The sequence below is a fragment of the Dyadobacter pollutisoli genome (assembly GCF_026625565.1).
Taxonomy (GTDB): Bacteria; Bacteroidota; Bacteroidia; order Cytophagales; family Spirosomataceae; genus Dyadobacter; species Dyadobacter pollutisoli.
Genome location: NZ_CP112998.1, coordinates 2,339,244 through 2,355,363, shown reverse-complemented (window position 1 = coordinate 2,355,363; position 16,120 = coordinate 2,339,244). Strand labels below are relative to the sequence as shown.

General features: G+C 44.1%; 15 protein-coding genes. 8 read left to right on the top strand and 7 right to left on the bottom strand.

What is annotated here, in order from left to right:
- Window positions 1–4 precede the first annotated feature (4 nt).
- Window positions 5–1,075, top strand: coding sequence for a dipeptidase (locus ON006_RS09715; RefSeq protein ID WP_244824294.1), 1,071 nt, complete (start codon window positions 5–7; stop codon window positions 1,073–1,075).
- Between the two features lie 303 nt (window positions 1,076–1,378).
- Window positions 1,379–1,540, top strand: coding sequence for a hypothetical protein (locus ON006_RS09710; protein WP_244824293.1), 162 nt, complete (start codon window positions 1,379–1,381; stop codon window positions 1,538–1,540).
- Between the two features lie 14 nt (window positions 1,541–1,554).
- Here ON006_RS09710 and ON006_RS09705 read toward each other — a convergent pair whose 3' ends face one another.
- From ON006_RS09705 to ON006_RS09695, 3 genes are all read right to left on the bottom strand, one after another.
- On the bottom strand, window positions 1,555–2,121 hold the full coding sequence (locus ON006_RS09705) for a DinB family protein (protein WP_244824292.1): 567 nt from the start codon (window positions 2,119–2,121) through the stop codon (window positions 1,555–1,557).
- Window positions 2,122–2,193: 72 nt separating this feature from the next.
- Entirely contained in the window at window positions 2,194–2,778 is a 585-nt protein-coding gene (locus ON006_RS09700) for a Crp/Fnr family transcriptional regulator (protein WP_244824291.1), read from the bottom strand.
- Window positions 2,779–2,805: 27 nt separating this feature from the next.
- Window positions 2,806–5,043 (bottom strand): bifunctional alpha,alpha-trehalose-phosphate synthase (UDP-forming)/trehalose-phosphatase, encoded by a 2,238-nt coding sequence (locus ON006_RS09695; protein ID WP_244824290.1) that lies wholly within the window; start codon window positions 5,041–5,043, stop codon window positions 2,806–2,808.
- Between the two features lie 420 nt (window positions 5,044–5,463).
- Between ON006_RS09695 and ON006_RS09690 the strand changes: the two genes are divergently transcribed.
- The 5 genes from ON006_RS09690 to ON006_RS09670 all read left to right on the top strand — a co-directional run bounded on the left by ON006_RS09690 (window position 5,464) and on the right by ON006_RS09670 (window position 10,979).
- Window positions 5,464–7,239, top strand: coding sequence for a tetratricopeptide repeat protein (locus tag ON006_RS09690; protein ID WP_244824289.1), 1,776 nt, complete (start codon window positions 5,464–5,466; stop codon window positions 7,237–7,239).
- 237 nt (window positions 7,240–7,476) lie between these two features.
- A complete protein-coding gene (locus tag ON006_RS09685; RefSeq protein ID WP_244824288.1) occupies window positions 7,477–8,046 on the top strand; it encodes a hypothetical protein in 570 nt (189 codons plus the stop codon).
- Between the two features lie 60 nt (window positions 8,047–8,106).
- The gene (locus ON006_RS09680; RefSeq protein ID WP_255773050.1) at window positions 8,107–8,241 is read left to right on the top strand and encodes a hypothetical protein; all 135 of its coding nucleotides are present in this window, start codon (window positions 8,107–8,109) and stop codon (window positions 8,239–8,241) included.
- Between the two features lie 144 nt (window positions 8,242–8,385).
- The gene (locus ON006_RS09675; RefSeq protein ID WP_244824287.1) at window positions 8,386–10,104 is read left to right on the top strand and encodes a tetratricopeptide repeat protein; all 1,719 of its coding nucleotides are present in this window, start codon (window positions 8,386–8,388) and stop codon (window positions 10,102–10,104) included.
- 470 nt (window positions 10,105–10,574) lie between these two features.
- Window positions 10,575–10,979 carry a DUF1801 domain-containing protein gene (locus tag ON006_RS09670; RefSeq protein WP_244824286.1) on the top strand — a complete coding sequence of 135 codons (405 nt, stop codon included), beginning with the start codon at window positions 10,575–10,577 and terminating at the stop codon, window positions 10,977–10,979.
- A gap of 33 nt (window positions 10,980–11,012) precedes the next feature.
- On the opposite strand, the gene ON006_RS09665 is transcribed toward ON006_RS09670, so the two are convergent.
- The 3 genes from ON006_RS09665 to ON006_RS09655 all read right to left on the bottom strand — a co-directional run bounded on the left by ON006_RS09665 (window position 11,013) and on the right by ON006_RS09655 (window position 13,203).
- Window positions 11,013–11,405, bottom strand: a complete 393-nt coding sequence (locus ON006_RS09665) for an NUDIX hydrolase (protein ID WP_244824285.1) — start codon at window positions 11,403–11,405, stop codon at window positions 11,013–11,015.
- A 104-nt stretch (window positions 11,406–11,509) separates the two neighbouring features.
- The gene (locus ON006_RS09660; protein ID WP_244824284.1) at window positions 11,510–11,962 is read right to left on the bottom strand and encodes a DUF1569 domain-containing protein; all 453 of its coding nucleotides are present in this window, start codon (window positions 11,960–11,962) and stop codon (window positions 11,510–11,512) included.
- Window positions 11,963–12,048: 86 nt separating this feature from the next.
- Window positions 12,049–13,203, bottom strand: coding sequence for a threonine aldolase family protein (locus ON006_RS09655; RefSeq protein ID WP_244824283.1), 1,155 nt, complete (start codon window positions 13,201–13,203; stop codon window positions 12,049–12,051).
- 90 nt (window positions 13,204–13,293) lie between these two features.
- On the opposite strand from ON006_RS09655, the gene ON006_RS09650 reads away from it, so the two are divergent.
- Window positions 13,294–14,700, top strand: coding sequence for a DUF4932 domain-containing protein (locus ON006_RS09650; protein ID WP_244824282.1), 1,407 nt, complete (start codon window positions 13,294–13,296; stop codon window positions 14,698–14,700).
- Window positions 14,701–14,735: 35 nt separating this feature from the next.
- Here ON006_RS09650 and ON006_RS09645 read toward each other — a convergent pair whose 3' ends face one another.
- Window positions 14,736–16,052, bottom strand: coding sequence for a Fic family protein (locus ON006_RS09645; RefSeq protein ID WP_244824281.1), 1,317 nt, complete (start codon window positions 16,050–16,052; stop codon window positions 14,736–14,738).
- Between the last annotated feature and the right edge of the window lie 68 nt (window positions 16,053–16,120).

The following is a 16,120-nucleotide window of genomic DNA, read 5'->3' as shown; positions in this document are numbered from 1 at the left end:
TTACATGTTTCTTTTTGATGCCCATCTCGACCTTTCGATGAATGCTGTTGAATGGAACCGGGATTTGACGCAGGAACTAAGTGCCATTCGTGAACGCGAAAAGAACCTGACCGATAAGCCCGATCGTGGCAAAGGAGTAGTTAGCTTTCCGGAAATGCGCAAAGGCAACATTGGAATGTGCGTCGCTACGCAGATCGGTCGTTTTGTAAAACCAGACAGTAAAATTCCCGGCTGGCACTCGCAGGCACAGGCATGGGCGCAAACCCAGGCCCAGATCGCCTGGTACAAAGCCATGGAAGAAGCTGGCGAAATGGTACAGATCACCGACCTGGCGGGACTGCACAAGCACTTAAACCTTTGGCAAACAGCCGAATCAACTGAAAATCTTCCTATCGGTTATATCCTGAGCCTGGAAGGTGCTGATTCATTCATTAGTCTCAAAAATCTTGAAATAGCTTATCAATACGGTCTGCGCGCGATCGGTCCGGCACACTACGGCCCCGGCGTGTACGCATATGGTACCGATTCTGACCAGCCGCTGTCCCAAAAAGGCAAAGACCTGCTTCGTGAAATGGATAAGCTGGGTATCATTCTCGATGCGACGCATTTATGCGATACCGCTTTTTGGGAGGCTTTGGACATTTTCAAAGGACCGGTTTGGGCGAGCCACAATCTGGTACGGGAGATCGTCCCTCACAACCGCCAGTTCTCCGATCCGATGATCAGGGAATTGCTGGGAAGAAAAGCTGTCATCGGTATGGCTTTTGACGCCTGGATGATGATTCCCGGCTGGATCAGGGGAAAATCCACACCCGAAAGTACCGGTTTGAAAATCGAACATGTTGCTCAGCACATTGACCATATTTGCCAGCTGGCGGGCAATGCACTGCACGTGGGTATAGGTTCAGATCTGGACGGAGCTTATGGAAAAGAACAGTCGCCCGGTGACCTCGATTCCATCGCCGACCTGCAATCCATTACCTCAATCCTATCCTCGCGTGGCTACTCGGCACAGGACATTGAACAAATTATGTGGCGTAACTGGGTTGATTTCCTCGATAGAAACTGGAAATGACAAGTCTAATAAATTCTTAATATTCCAATAAAGCAATAATCAAAAAAGCTTTGCAACTTACGTCCGGGTTGCGAAGCTTTTTTGATTTAAAAATTAAAAATAGCACTTATTTGTAATTATTATAAATAAGTATCACATTTGGGAAGCAAACTAATACCAGCGATATGATAGACTATACTTCATCAAAACCTATCCTTCATAATTTGAATTACAATGAGAAATACATATAAGATTTCATTTCGTACTAAAATCAAAAACACCAAGTCGTTTCAGCGATTGCATGATTGTCTCAAACAATTAAACGTGAAACACTGGGCTTATGATTTCCAGGAACTGCTTCTGACCCTTACTTCGGAATTATCGGATTTTACCAGAATACAGGCAGTACTTCGCTCTGCCGGGTACGTTTGCCACTTTGTTAAACTTGAAAACCTGGATGATAATGGCGGACTAACCATCGCCTAAGTGCTTTACAGGGCTTAGAAACTGGTTTCCCTGATCAGATTTCGCATTGCCTGTTGCATATGCCGCTCGTTGTGGGCGATAATAAACTGAAAGACATCTCCTACCCTTAACCTTATAAAAGGCAGAATGGATACCGGTATCTTAATGGTTTCCAGATCCTTACTACCAGCGGCCCTGAGTAACATCAACAAATCTTCCTGTTGCCGGAGAAATTCGGCAACGGTTTCGGCTGCATTCAGGTCCGACGCCGGGATATGGCCCTTGAAAGCTTTGTATTTGCCTTTGCCGGTTTCGGGTTCCATCATTCTGGTAAAATAGGCTCCCAACCAGCTACTCTGAAAATCCTGTTTTTCCGGTTGATCGGCTGCTTCCGCCATTTGCTCGCGGATTTTGGGCAGGTAGTACTGCCCATAACTATTCAAATGTTCCAGACATTGGGCGATACTCCACCCTCCCGACACCGAAGGCTCATTCAAAAAAGCATCTTCCATGTTTTGGAACAGCACTATCGTATCCGAAATATGACCTTCGACCCGGTCTTCGAGTTTCAGCAGCAGGTTCCTTTTATTGACTTTTTCCATTGCATTTAATGTTGAATTCAATGCAAAGATGCTGGCTCTGCCCTTTCTGAATTTTGGTAAAAACCAACATTTTCAAATTCTTACCTTATTTACCAATTTACTGAAATTAGTGGGGTTAATGCCCAGATAGTTAGCGAGATACTTGTGAGGTACCAATTGCAAAATATGCGGACTGCGCAAAAGCAGTTTCCGAAACTTGTCCTCGGACGAAAAGCATTGCACTTCCACCAGTCGCTCCATTACCCCGGACAATGTTTGGGTAAGCCCCTGACGCACCATTCTTTCAATGGAAGGTCTTTCATTCATCAACGATTTGAGTTCGGTATAGGGTGTTTTCAGAAAGCGGGACGGCGTGAGCGTTTCATAATAATAGCGCGAAGGCTGTTCCAGCAGCAACGAATCAACTACTCCTCCAAACGACGGAGCATAGGTAAACACAATCGTCGCTTCCCGGTTTTGATCGTCGAGATAATACACTCTCTGAACGCCTTCCATTACAAAATACAAATACTTTTCCCTCTCTCCCACCGAAGTAACAATCTCCTTCCGCCCAGCCTGAAAAGGTTTCCATATTGACGAAAAAGCCGCCCAGTCGTCCTCAGGCAGAGGCTGAACAGCATTGACAAGCGAATAAAGAAGTTGTAACGGTTCCTGCATTTGACCTCTAAAATACAAAGGCAAGCATTACTCTCCTATCGCCGACACCATAAAATCAAGAAAATGGAAGACCTCTTCCTGGCTTCTGATATGGTTGCGGGCCGCGGAAAGGTCGTCCCCGATTTTAATGGTAAATGAGTCGTCAGGCAGGGCCTCAAACATGTCCTCGTCCGTGGTGTCGTCACCGATCGCGAGTACAAAGTCATAGTTACCATTTTCAACAAAAATTCGTGCAGCGGTACCTTTGTTGAAAGCCGTCTTTTTAACTTCCACGACCTTGTTACCGTCAATCACCTGCAAGTTCAGCTCTGGTTGAATGTAGTTCTTCAATTGCCAGAGTAGCTCTTGCGCCCGTCTGTTGGCATACTCCTTTTCGTCAGCAGTGCGGTAATGCCATGCCAGCGCGGTTTCTTTTTCTTCTACAAATGCACCGGGGCATCTTTTGGCATAAATTTGCATGATTGGACGGATGCTATCCTTCCAGTTTTCCTCATAGCTTTCATTAAGCTGCCATTCACTACTACCCTTCGTTCGGGTCAATGCACCATGTTCCGCAATGATATGAACAGGCATATCGGCAAAAAGCTGATCCAGAAAGTGACGGTCCCGCCCGCTAATAATGATAACCGTATCTTTTTTCGCAATCTCCTGTATCAGCTTCTTCACGTCCTCGGAAATAATTGCCTTGGCCGGATCGGGCACGATCGGAGCCAATGTTCCGTCATAGTCAAAAAATAAAATCCTGTTTGTCGAGGATTGATACGCCTTTCGAATCGAATCAATACCACTATTGGTCAGAAACACCTGGCGTAGCCTTTCGTGTTCTAGTTCAAGCATCGTCATTTGGGTAAAAAAATCATTGGTCCAGGCAAAAACGTCGTAATCTAATATACGCTCGCGCATGGCGTCCATTCTTTTGGTTTGTTCTTCAATGGGCATTTCAAATGCGGTTTTAATCGCGTCTGCAATGTCCTGCTGGTCCAGCGGATTGATGATCAGCGCCTCGCCAAGTTCTGCGGCCGCGCCTGCCATCTCACTAAGTATCAATACGCCTTGCCTATCCTTCCGGCTCGCAACATATTCCTTGCAAACCAGGTTCATACCATCTCTCACAGGCGTAATGAGTGCTACGTCGCTCGCCGTGTACATACCCACCAGCTCGTGGTATGGCATAGACCGGTACTGATAAATAATCGGCTGCCAATAAATATTACCGTAGTCAGCATTGATCCTGCCTACGGTCTGGTCAATGTCCGACTTCATCTGCTGGTATTGCTCAATGGTGTCGCGCGACGGCACTACCACCATTACAAATGACACTTTTTCGTGCCACTCGGGGCAATTTTCCAGAAACCGCTGATAACCTCTGAGCCTGTGAATGATCCCTTTTGAGTAATCCAGCCGATCGACTGAAAAAATAATCTTCTCTTTTAAAGAATTCCTTGCATCGTTTCTGGCAACAGCTACCTCCGGTTCTTCAAATGCATCGTTAAACTTATGAAAATCAATGCTGATCGGAAACGAATCAACTTTAATGATCCTGTTGCTCATATTAATGTAATGCAACTTATTGCCATAACCCGAAACTAGCCTGGCCGCTTTAAGGAAATACTCTACATAGTCATTGGTATGAAACCCTACTACGTCAGCTCCCAAAATACCGTCGACAATCGCCTTGCGCCAGGCAACCGGCAGTAAACGGAAGAGCTCGAAAGAAGGAAATGGAATGTGAAAAAAGAACCCTATCTTGTTTTCGGGAAACCTCTGCCGTATCATGTCAGGTAATAACATCAGCTGGTAGTCCTGCACCCAAACCACGTCTCCGGGCTGGATAATTTCGGCTACCTTGTCATAAAACAGCCTGTTGGCCACCTTATAAGCATCATAGTAAGCCTCTTCAAAGCGGGCAAGGGAAGGAAAATAATGGCATAGCGGCCAGATTAGGTTGTTGCAAAATCCTTCGTAATAATTCTCATTTACTTCATCGGAAATAAATACCGGATGCGCCTGGAAATCATCATTTTCCAGCGATTGCCCTTCCAGTTCCTCGGGTGTATTTTCAGAAAAACCTACCCATTGAATTCGTTCGGCAGAACTGAAAATCGGCTCCTTCTGATCATTTACCAATGATAAAACCGCCGAAACCAACCCGCCGGAATTCTGAAATAACTGCACCTCATCGTTCTCCCTTATTAATTTAAATGGCAATCGATAAGCAACAATAATTAGCCTTCCTGAATGTAATGGTTGTTTTGTATTTTCCATATGATTTCAAAACCTGCAAAAAACCTATGCCAGGAAAGGCCAAAATGACAAAAAAAATTATTCTTTTGACGGACCATGTATTTGTGCTAGCTTAGTGCCAGCAACCTCTCTCATCATGTTAAAAGGAACCGGAAATTTCCGGGCAGAAAGATCATTAATGGTCATTTTGTGAGCAATTCATTTTGCTGTTTTCCGTAGAATAACATGATGGTTGACCACAAATACAGGTTTCAAAACCTTAGATTAGTCAAGGACTACAATCATGTAATCGCAGATTAATAACTGTGCCACTCTTTGTTGTGGGTTGCGCGGCGGTCAGAAATGACCGCCATTTTTTTGACCTTTCGCTAATACGGATACATCCATACGTTAATTTCTTTTATATTTATTGCCCCTTAACGACTTGACGTTTACGTCCTTATGAAACCGTATGTTTACCTGTTACTCTTTTGTTCCTTCGTTCCTCATTTTGTTCACTCACAGCGCATCGACTCGCTGGAAACTCAATTAAAAAAATCGCCTGTCGATACAGGCAAAGTCAATCTGCTGATTGACCTGGCGATGGAGTACTGGAGCTCGGCCCCTGAAAAAACGATAGCCTATTCAAACGAAGCGCTGGCGTTATCCGAGAAGCTCGACTACACACGTGGCATGGCACGTAGCTACCAGAGCATGGGTGTGTACCACTGGCAGAAAAATAACTACCCTGCTTCGCTGGATTTCTATACCAAAAGCCGCGACCTGTATGAGAAGATCGGCGATAAAAAAGGCTTCGCAAGCGCCATTTCCAATACCGGCATTGTGTACGGTGAACAGGGCAATTATGGACAAGCTCTGGAAAATTATACCCAGGCTATTTCCATTTTCCGGGAAATCAACGACCAAAGCCGCGTAGGCTCGCTGCTCAATAGCATGGGGATTATCCATAAAAAACAACAGAATTACGACGAATCACTATCCTTCTACAAACAGGCGCAGGAAATCTGGAAAAAGCTTGGAGATCTCAAATCCGTTGGCGGCGCACATATCAATATGGCTGCGATTTACAACAGACAGAAGAAATACGCCCTCGCCCAGCAAAACGCCACCGAGGCCTTAATAATATTTGAAGGCTTTAAAGACCTTAACGGCCAAATCATTTGCCGAAACGACCTGGGAGATATCAGTTTTCAAATGGGTGACTACGAGAAAGCGCAGGCTTCGTACGAAAAAGCATTGGACCTTAACCGAACATTCAAGAGCAAACGTTTAATGGTAACGTCTTACAACGGGCTCGGTAACGTTTATCACAAGCTGAAACAGAACAATAATGCCATCGTTCATTTTCAAAAAGCCTATGTGCTCGCTGACTCTCTCGGCTTAAAACCAGCTTTGCAACTAGCCTCGGAAGGACTATCAAAAGTTTATGGCGAAACCGGCAACTATGCTGATGCCTATCGGTTCCAAAAGCTGTCCTCTACACTGAGGGACTCTCTTTTTAATGCTGAAAATGCCAACAAGATTGCAAATCTGCGCGTACATTATGAGAGCCAGAAAAAAGAAGACGAAATAAAGTTGTTGCAAAAGGAGAAGGACCTGGGCTATGCCACGCGAAATACCGTGGCGGTAACGCTCGCGGCTGTTATCATTCTGCTTGCGCTCGCATTCAACAGGCAAAAACTCAAACAAACCAAGGATCGGGAATTAAATCATGTGCAGCGGCAGCTGGCAGAAACAGAGATCCGCAACAGGATCGAAAAGGAAGAGCAGCTTACCGCAGAACTGGAATTCAGGAACAAAGCATTGACCACACATACACTCAACCTGATCCAAAAAAATGGCATTCTGGAAGAGATCCGGAGCATTGTTTCCACCACTCTTCAGAATGGAAAACGAGATGAAAACTCGCCGCTGCTTTCCAAATTGCTCAATCTGATCGATTACAGTTTTACACAGGATAAAGATTGGGAAGAGTTTAAAATGTACTTCGAAGGAGTTCATAAAGACTTCTTCTTGAAGCTAAAAAAAGAAAATCCCGAGCTGAGTGGCGGCGAGCTTCGGCTATGTGCTCTGATCAGGCTTAACCTCAACCTTAAAGAGGCAGCAGCGCTATTGAACATTTCTCCCGACAGTGTAAAAACGGCCCGCCACAGGCTGCGTAAAAAGCTGAATCTGAGTGAAGAGAGTAGTTTGAGCGACTACCTGATGGCTGTTTAATATTCTCTGAAATACATTCATTATTAGTACAAAATGCCCTCTTTTTTAGAAAAGGAGGGCATTTTTTCTGCATGTACACCTTTTGTATACCCTTATATTATAGGGGTTTACCTCATGTATACCCCTTTGACTTGACTACTGGTTTACGCTGACCGTAAGTTTGCAATGCGTCCCAAAAGGCGCCATTCACCGTCCGGTGACTGACTTCCATTAGCCTATTCTATTCTAAAAAACTCAATGAAAAGTCTCATCCCAGTACTGCTCACGATCAGTATTACCCTTACGCTAAAAGGGTATTTCAGCACAAACCCCTTCAACGCGAATGTGACTGAAAACATTTCGACGCCTGCAGAAAACTCGCTCGGCGAGCATTCCGAAGCTCACAAGATACTCGTTCAATTCCCTCAAACTTTTGAACTGCAACTTGTAAAAACCGCAATTATTCCATTCGAAAAAAGTCTCGATTTCGCTAACCCGCACTTACTCTCCGACTACCCGCTCGGCGATGTAAACTGGATTTCCCGGGAAGGTTTGAACACCACATTCCCGCCAGCGAAAGTTCAGTTCTTTCCTTCCCGCAATCCATTCTTCCATGGCCTCAGCCGGTCGCAATTAAACCAGAGCAGTACGGTAAACTACCTTTTACCAAACCATCTGCTAGGGCATCCCTGTTCAGCTCAAAATTTGCCTTCCAATACAGTAATTACTTATCAAACGGCCGATGGCAGTTATTATATTTTGGGTGTCAAACAAATTTCCTGGGGTAAAAGTCGCGCGATTGAGCTCTCCGTTTACCATGCGTCCTGATTCACATTTATACTATTATATACACATTTAATCTAAACTCAATACTAACAACTTTACACAATGGATTACTCATCATTACGCATAGCCCGTGAAGGAGAAGTACTTATCTTTCTAAGTTTCATTATGATCATCTGGGCAGTTTCTTACATCCGCTCCGAAAAAGTCGAGCGCATATCTTCCAAGAACAACAGATAAGTTACGTTTTACACACTATTATCTTAATAAGATCTGGTTTTTCGAACAGGTTTTCTGGCTTTTATGTCCGGGAAACCTGTTTTTCGTTGTAAATTTCCTCCCCAAATATTACTATTTTTACTGCTTACCGCCCGAAATTCCAGAATGAAAGATTTGCTTCCCAATCGTTTCATTATCCTTTTGTCTTTACTTACTCTGATTTACTGGCAGGCATCTGCGCAGTTTGAACACATCATTAATAAAACCCACGCCGAACGCTACACGGTCATTCGTCAGTTCATAGGATTGCACCTGAACACGGCCGATACCATTGAATCGTTTAAATCGATTCAAAAGCTTCGTGAAGTAGCGATTAAAGCGAAAGATGAAGATCTGATCCTGGAATCCGACCTTTTGCTTATGCTTCAAAAATCACAGATCCGAAAGGAAAGCCCCCGTACGCTGATCCATGGGATCAGAGAGGTGATCAAAAAAGGAGAAGATGCGAACAACCTGCAAATTCAGATCAGGGCCAGAATGCTCCTCAGGCACCTTTATTGGTATCAGACCAAAAACTATGAGCTCGCATTTGAACAATATCTTAAAATATACCCGCTGCTCAAAAAAACAACCGGCAAGGAATTCCCGGAAAAAGCATATACGCTCACTCAAATTGGGGAAGCTTACTACTTCTTCGCTGATTTCAGAAATGCGGTCCGTTTTTGTAGAGAGGCATTGACGGTAGAAGTAATAGAGGACCATCGAGGCGTACATAACACAGCCATGAATACGATCGGGCTCTGCTTTGTGAAGCAAGGCCGACTTGATTCCGCGGATGTGTACTTCGAGAGAATATTGGCCAACGTAGGTATTAATGACTACGCCGTCTGGAAGGGAATAGCGCAGGGCGGGCTGGGCCTTACTAACTACTTACGTGGAAATTACGACAAAGCAATGCCGTTGTTAAAAAGTAATGTAGATCAGGCATTGATCATCGGTGATCCCGATCAGGCCGCCAAATCACTCACTTTGATGAGCGACATCTATTTCAGGACGAACCGAATTTCCATGGCAGCGGAAACGATGGTACGGGCCCGTGAATCTGTGAGGCGGTCGGGACTTCTGAAACCGTTGGAACAACTCTATCAGATTTTCGGAAAGGTGTATGCAACGCAGGGCAACCTTCTACTGACCAATGCATATCTGGATTCGGCAAATCACATCAAAGACCAGCTGGCCAATGAGTTTAACTCCATTCAGATGCTGAGGGCGACGGAAAAAGCACAATTGCAATCGCACCGAGCGGCTTTGGAGCGCGTTGCCGCCGAAAAGCAGATCAAGACATTGGAACGTAATATTTTACTTATCCTGATGGTACTGCTGATCGTGGTCCTATTCTATTTTTACAAAACGCATTATTACAAAGTCAGAGAGAAACAGCGCATTATCAACGATCAGCTGATCAAGGCAGAGCAGGAACTGACGTTTTCCACTCTCCAGCTGGAAGAATTTAGACGCAGTATCTCAGAAAAGAACCTGCTTGTTGAAGAATTAAGCGCCCGATATGGAATTAATGTGAGCGAGGAAACGAGACAGGAACTGCAAAAAAGCACCATTCTCACGGACGAACAGTGGGAGTATTTCAGGGGGCTTTTCGAGAAAATCCACTCGGGTTACCTCCACCGTCTCAGAGAAAAGCTGCCCGGCCTTACCCCTGCTGAAACCCGTTTTATGGCTCTTGCCAAGCTAAATCTGACCTATAAAGAAATGGCCAGCACCCTTGGAATCTCCGTTCAAAGCGTCAGGGTCATCAGGCACCGCATCCGTAAAAAACTGAACATACCCGAAGAGGCTGACCTTAACACTGTGGTGGAAACTATATAATTGCCACAAAATCAGCCTATAACAAATTGGAATGTTTTTGGAATGCCTGCTTTTTTCATATTTATCCAGCTATTTCTACATTTATATAGTCAGACCCTAGCCTGTGTACATCATGAGATTCGTAAAGTATAAGTATTTCATTTTGCAGTCTATGCTGCTCGCGCTCCTCATATTCCTCACGGTGTGCAGATGGTGGGGCAGCCATCTGGAGCAAGCGCATAAAAAAGGAAAAAACAACCCTAACCTAACCCATCAATTAACGATACGTTAGCCTCCTCTCTATCAGTTTAGCGATTAGTTGGTGCTTCTTTTCTGTCAAGACAAAGAACCCGAGCGCATTCGGAAAAGCTTTTGCATGTCAGAGGCTTTTCCTTTTTGTTGTTATTTGTATGATCAAATGACAGTCAAGCCCAGTTTCATAGCAAGTCCATTCACAAAATAGTATCTCACTTATTAGCAAACCACATACAATGTCAGCTCAAAAAGACAAACCAGCCTCGAAACCTCGCGCCAAAAAATTAACGGACGCCGAGCAGGTAGCCGAATTTATGGACAAGCTGGAACATCCGTTAAAAGCAGAAATAGAAGCCGTCCGCAATATTATCAAAAATGCGAATCCCAAAATCTCGGAAAGGATTAAATGGAACGCGCCCAGTTACTACACTTCCGCAGACCTGCTGACATTCAATCCCCGGTCACAGAAAAACGTGCACCTGGTATTTCATCATATTGCCATTGTCCAGGTTAAGTCTTCCCTTTTGGAAGGAGATTACAAGGATCGGAGAATGGTTTACCTCACTGATATGCAGGACATTGAAGGCAAGAAAGCTGAACTGGAACGTATTCTGAACCAATACATTGAGCTAGCGGAATAAAGCCGGGCCGGAATAATTTAGGATTAGCGGGAATCAGTCCAGCAGTTCCCTTGCTTTCAGGTCGTCAAATATAATTTTGTCTACTTCCGATACTTTCTCCCTATCGGCGTAAGACAACCATGCAACCTCTTCGATTTCCGCGGAAGGAGCAATCTCGCCGGAATACAAGCCCGCATAGCAGCGCATATTCACCATCACGCCCTGGGGCTGGCCGTGCGCCTGAGCAAGGAATGTCCCATAAAACTCAACAGACGCCGGATCGATTTTGATAGTTAACTCCTCCTCTATCTCCCGGGTCAGGGCCTGCTCGTCGGATTCGCCGGTTTCCCTTTTTCCGCCAGGGAGATAGTAAACGTTGCGCCCCCGGGTACGTGCAACGAGTACTTTTTTGTCTTGTATTTCAATAAAGGCTAATTTGTCGATCATGTCTTTTCATTTGGCTAGTTCATCTGCCCGAAACGCTGCTGGTTTCGCGGCTCTTAAAGTTATCAGAAACTGACATTTGCTCCAAAACTTTTGTTCATTCATTGCTATACCCCAAACTGCGTCAGGTGATGGTTCAGATGTTTGTAAAACATCGTATTCCACTGGCTGGCAGTTAGTTTACCAAAGCTCAATGATTCCTTGCCATCAAAATGCGCCTCTCCAAGATCGACTGTCTTTTTCATATAGCCTATCAACCGGTTCTTCTCGATTTCAAAGTCGCGCTCATCAACTATGATAAACGCGGGAGCCGTTTGGAGGCTCTTGGCATAGGGTTTGTCTCCACAAACAGTACTTTTTGCGAATACTTGCAGCATCAGCCTCATCAGAATATTCGGTCTGGGGTGTTTGTTTTCAAAAGCCATTTCATAGGCAACATTGCAATGGGCAAGCATCTGAGGAGCATTCATTTTGCCCCACTGCGGCTGCGTCTCAGCACGGAGTACGTCTAATCTTTCAGTTAATTGAGATACAGTTTCGGGTAAAAAGATGTTTTGCATTGTTGTGGTTGTTTGGATTTGTACATGAAGGTTAGTGGTTGGTGTTGATAAACTCAACTACTTTTTACAACAGCATTCAGTCATTTTCAAGCCTCTTTCAATGCCTCCAAAAACAATCTGGTCAACTCCTGAACAGGAACGCGGTTTATGGAAGGATTAACTTTCAGCATAAAGCCGTGGTCACCGGATTTGGCTATTTCGATGCTTCTTTTCGCCAGCCCTTCCCTGAATTTGTCCGGATTGGCCTGGTTAAGCTGCAAATTGACAAAGTGTGAGCCGTTTTCTATTATGCCAAATTGGATACGCTCATTCTTTGCCAATTCTTTGAACAACTTTTCACTGTTTGACCATGCCATTTTGTAGTCATCTATAAAACCGTCGGCATAATGCAATGCAACGGCTGCGAAAACCCACGCCGCAGGCAAACCTCCTCCGAACATTCTTCTTTCATGGAACAGTTTTTCGGTAAATGCTTTGTCACCGGCCAAAACCGCTCCCGAAGAAGCATTAAAGCACTTCCACATCGAAGTAAAAACCGTATCAAACAGTTCACCGTATTTTTTGGGTTCAACATCCGTATGAACGGCCTGCTTGAACAACCTGGCTCCGTCCAAATGCGTTTTGATACCATTCGTTTTGGCATAATCCGTTATTTTTTTCAGGCTTTCATAGTGCACCATTCTGTCCTGCTGGCGTCTTACCGGTGTTTCTATCGCAATAGCACCAATCTGTGCCTCTACCCGACCCAGTTTGGTCTTGGCAATGACCCTTTCGACATCTTCCAAAGAAAACTCGACAGCATTAGTGCCCAATGGAATCAGGTTTAATCCGCTCAAAATCTGTGAACTGTCTCCGGTATCATTGTAAATATGGCTCTGTTCCTGAACAATTACCCTGTGATTATTCCCGGACAATTTGCGAATGGCAATGTGGTTTGCCAGTGTTCCCGTTGGCATAAAAACGCTGGATTCCTTTCCGAGCAATTGCGCAAATTTGTTCTCCAATTCTTCTACTACCCCGCCATTGGAATAAAAATCTGGCTTGATTTTACCTTCATCCGCAAGCTTCATCAGCAAGCCTGCATAATCCTTCGGGCTCAGATTTAAACCGTCATGCAGGAAATCGACCGCTTGGCTCGCCTTTCGAGGGTCTTTTAATCGACTATTTTCAGCGAAAACACCATCGGGAGCCGCAACAGCAGCTAGCATACTGCCCAGTTTGACAAAGTCTCTTCTTTGCATTAGATTGAATGAATAAATTTCACCTAAAATAAGGACAGAAATAGTTAAAGCCGTCATTTTGTAACCTTATACAAGAAAATTTACTTCATCATGAGCAAACTTGCACTGGCCAGCCTCTTCGTCACACTCATCTCGCTTTTCAATGTGGCCGGATCGTTTTCTCAAAATACCAAAGTAATTAGCGCAACAGGTAAACGCGTCGATATTAGAATTGGGAACGAATTGAGGAAATCCGACTGGAATATTTCCCCGGGGATCAAACCAGACGTGTATGACGTTTACCTTCCGAAAGCTGGTAAGCCTGTTACTTTCATTACCGACGAAGACTCAATTCTATTTGATGTAAAACCTGGTGATTATTATGAATTTGTCGTTTTGTTAAATGGAAAGGACAGCGCATTTACGGCGATCAAAGGTCATCTCGACGTTCCCCGCGCACAATTTTTCGACGACTACAAAAAGTCACACACCGGCAAAACATTCGTAGAAATCCCCGAGGTTTATGAACTCATGAATGTAGTCATGGCGATCACGAGTGAAGGAAAGAAAGACAATGGCCTGATCAGGAAAAACAATGCATATTATTCCGACGTGCTAAAATGGTTTGATCAGTATAGGGACGAGCCGATAGTGGGCACCGTGAATGCTGAAATCTCCAATCACGACAATTATCATGCACTGAAAATGGATGCCTATGCCTTTGAATTTCACAACGAAAAGATAGTCCAAAGCGCTACCTATGACCGTATCGGCTTTTCAAACACAAACAATCTAAGGTCATTCATTCCAGCCTTGCAGGATTTCGCCGTCAAGACGAAGTTTGCTGATTTCTACGCCAAACATAAGTCCTACTACGATGGCCTGATCATCAGTTACCGTGATTCCATCGGCGTCCCTGAAATGCAGAAGTGGTTGACAGCCAACTTCCCATCTGCAAGATATGACTCATTCAAGATCATATTTTCGCCGCTGGTGAGTCAGAACCAATCAGCCGCGCGGTTTGATCTTGACGGCTTTAAGGAAGCCCAGGCACATGTAAACTTTCCTTTTAACGAAAAAAATAATACTAGAACATTGTCAAAAAAAGCCTCTCTGGTTCAAGACGGTTCCATCATTTTCACGGAGCTCAATCACGCATTCATTGACCTGGAAAGCGCAAAGCCGCAATACACCGAGAGAATCGCGAAAGCTTTCGCCAATCTCGCTACCTGGAACAATCCCGAAAAACCTGCGAAGTACTACAATGATCCGTTTGCGTCTTTTAATGAATACATGAACTGGGCGTTAGTATGTCTCCGCTACGCAGATTACGCACCCGAAAATGAGCAAGACCAGCTGATTCAACAAACCGAAGAAATGATGGTCAATTCACGGGGTTTCGTAAAATTTGCAGAGTTTGACCAGTTTCTGGTAAAGCTTTATAAAAACAGGAAGAAGGGCCAGGTGCTGGCTGATTTGTATCCGGAGATTGTGGGGTGGTTTGAGGAGAATAAGTAGGATCAATTATGCTCAAAATATACTTAACACGTTAATCAGCTTGTCTTCTTCGTTTTGCTCTCAATGAAATCCTTATGCCTCGTTAATTCAGATTTCACCAGATCAGCTATCTCCTTTTCACTTAATTGCTCACCGTAGCTTTTCTCAAAACTCATAGAACCCCCATAAGATTTGACGATATAATTATCTGGCCCAAGCATCACCTCGATTTTTGACAAAAAATTAAAAATTCCGTATTCAGAATGGATAAATGTTTTGTAAGACGAAATAACTTTAAATTCAGTTATTGCTATCGAAATTTGCTGCTTGAATTTCAAAATCGCAGCACTATTAAAGTTTCCTATAAATTCGCTGGACCTAAAATAATGCTTTGAGGCAACATAAAATCCGTCGAATTTCTCAGCGCCAGCATGAAACTTCTGGAAGAGCGGAATTATTGAGTTGTCGTACAATAAGTGCAATAATTCAACAGACTTCTTAAGCTCTTTACTTTGAGTAGACAACCTTCGTTCCAACAACGCCAATTCCTTATCAAAATCATCTTCCTCCTCAATACTTTCTCCTTTCGCTCCCCTGATCATCAAGTCAACCGACTGAGCCAGATTATTAGCACTGAAATCAAGAAATGGCATAAAAATTCCACTATCTGCCTGCCTCAATGCTGAAAAATATTGGTTCTTTTCTTCCGTCTTAATAATCACCGGCGGAAACTGGTATCGCATTAAAATAAAATTCATTAAGATCCTTGCAGTCCGGCCGTTGCCATCATCAAAAGGATGAATACGAGTGAATTTATAGTGAAATTCAGCTGCCAGCAACACGGGATTTAAATCTTCCTGGCTAATCTTTTCTCGGTACCATTCAATCAGATCCCCCATCATAGCGGGAGTTTCTTCCGGTGTAGCAAATCTGAAAATTTCACCGGTGTTGGTGAGCACATGATTCGGTTGACTCTTGTATTTTCCGATCTCAACCCGCTTTTTTGTAGGTAACCCTTCTGCCGTAATGGCATCGACGGTATAAGATTCTTTCAATAGCAAAGTATGGATTTCCCGGATAAAGGACTCATTCAACGGATAGTCGCCTTTGACAATATCCAGTATCCATTCGATGGCTTCATTATGCCCTTCAATTTCAATATGATCTTTCAGCGGCTTACCTTGGGCAGTTAATCCAAACATAATCAACGCCTTAGTCTCGCCATAAGTTAGGGAATTACCTTCGATTCGATTGGAGTGATAATTCCAATCAAGGCGGAACTTTTGCATAATTCTCAGTTCCTGTTCCCGGCTGATTGGCAGAAGAGCATCTAACTCCCGTTTAAGCAAGACCGCACGTTCTACTGGTTCCATTAATTTAGATATGCTTGGTACGCAAAGCTATTTAATACACGTTATAATGTGGCACTTTGTCAAGACAT

Coding starts and splice junctions, on each gene's coding strand:
- ON006_RS09660 (WP_244824284.1), bottom strand. CDS start 11,962: ATGCAAAACATCTTTTTACCCGAAACTGTATCTCAATTAACTGAAAGA.
- ON006_RS09645 (WP_244824281.1), bottom strand. CDS start 16,052: ATGGAACCAGTAGAACGTGCGGTCTTGCTTAAACGGGAGTTAGATGCT.
- ON006_RS09700 (WP_244824291.1), bottom strand. CDS start 2,778: ATGCAGGAACCGTTACAACTTCTTTATTCGCTTGTCAATGCTGTTCAG.
- ON006_RS09715 (WP_244824294.1), top strand. CDS start 5: ATGTTTCTTTTTGATGCCCATCTCGACCTTTCGATGAATGCTGTTGAA.
- ON006_RS09670 (WP_244824286.1), top strand. CDS start 10,575: ATGTCAGCTCAAAAAGACAAACCAGCCTCGAAACCTCGCGCCAAAAAA.
- ON006_RS09680 (WP_255773050.1), top strand. CDS start 8,107: ATGGATTACTCATCATTACGCATAGCCCGTGAAGGAGAAGTACTTATC.
- ON006_RS09695 (WP_244824290.1), bottom strand. CDS start 5,043: ATGGAAAATACAAAACAACCATTACATTCAGGAAGGCTAATTATTGTT.
- ON006_RS09685 (WP_244824288.1), top strand. CDS start 7,477: ATGAAAAGTCTCATCCCAGTACTGCTCACGATCAGTATTACCCTTACG.
- ON006_RS09690 (WP_244824289.1), top strand. CDS start 5,464: ATGAAACCGTATGTTTACCTGTTACTCTTTTGTTCCTTCGTTCCTCAT.
- ON006_RS09675 (WP_244824287.1), top strand. CDS start 8,386: ATGAAAGATTTGCTTCCCAATCGTTTCATTATCCTTTTGTCTTTACTT.
- ON006_RS09650 (WP_244824282.1), top strand. CDS start 13,294: ATGAGCAAACTTGCACTGGCCAGCCTCTTCGTCACACTCATCTCGCTT.
- ON006_RS09655 (WP_244824283.1), bottom strand. CDS start 13,203: ATGCAAAGAAGAGACTTTGTCAAACTGGGCAGTATGCTAGCTGCTGTT.
- ON006_RS09705 (WP_244824292.1), bottom strand. CDS start 2,121: ATGGAAAAAGTCAATAAAAGGAACCTGCTGCTGAAACTCGAAGACCGG.
- ON006_RS09665 (WP_244824285.1), bottom strand. CDS start 11,405: ATGATCGACAAATTAGCCTTTATTGAAATACAAGACAAAAAAGTACTC.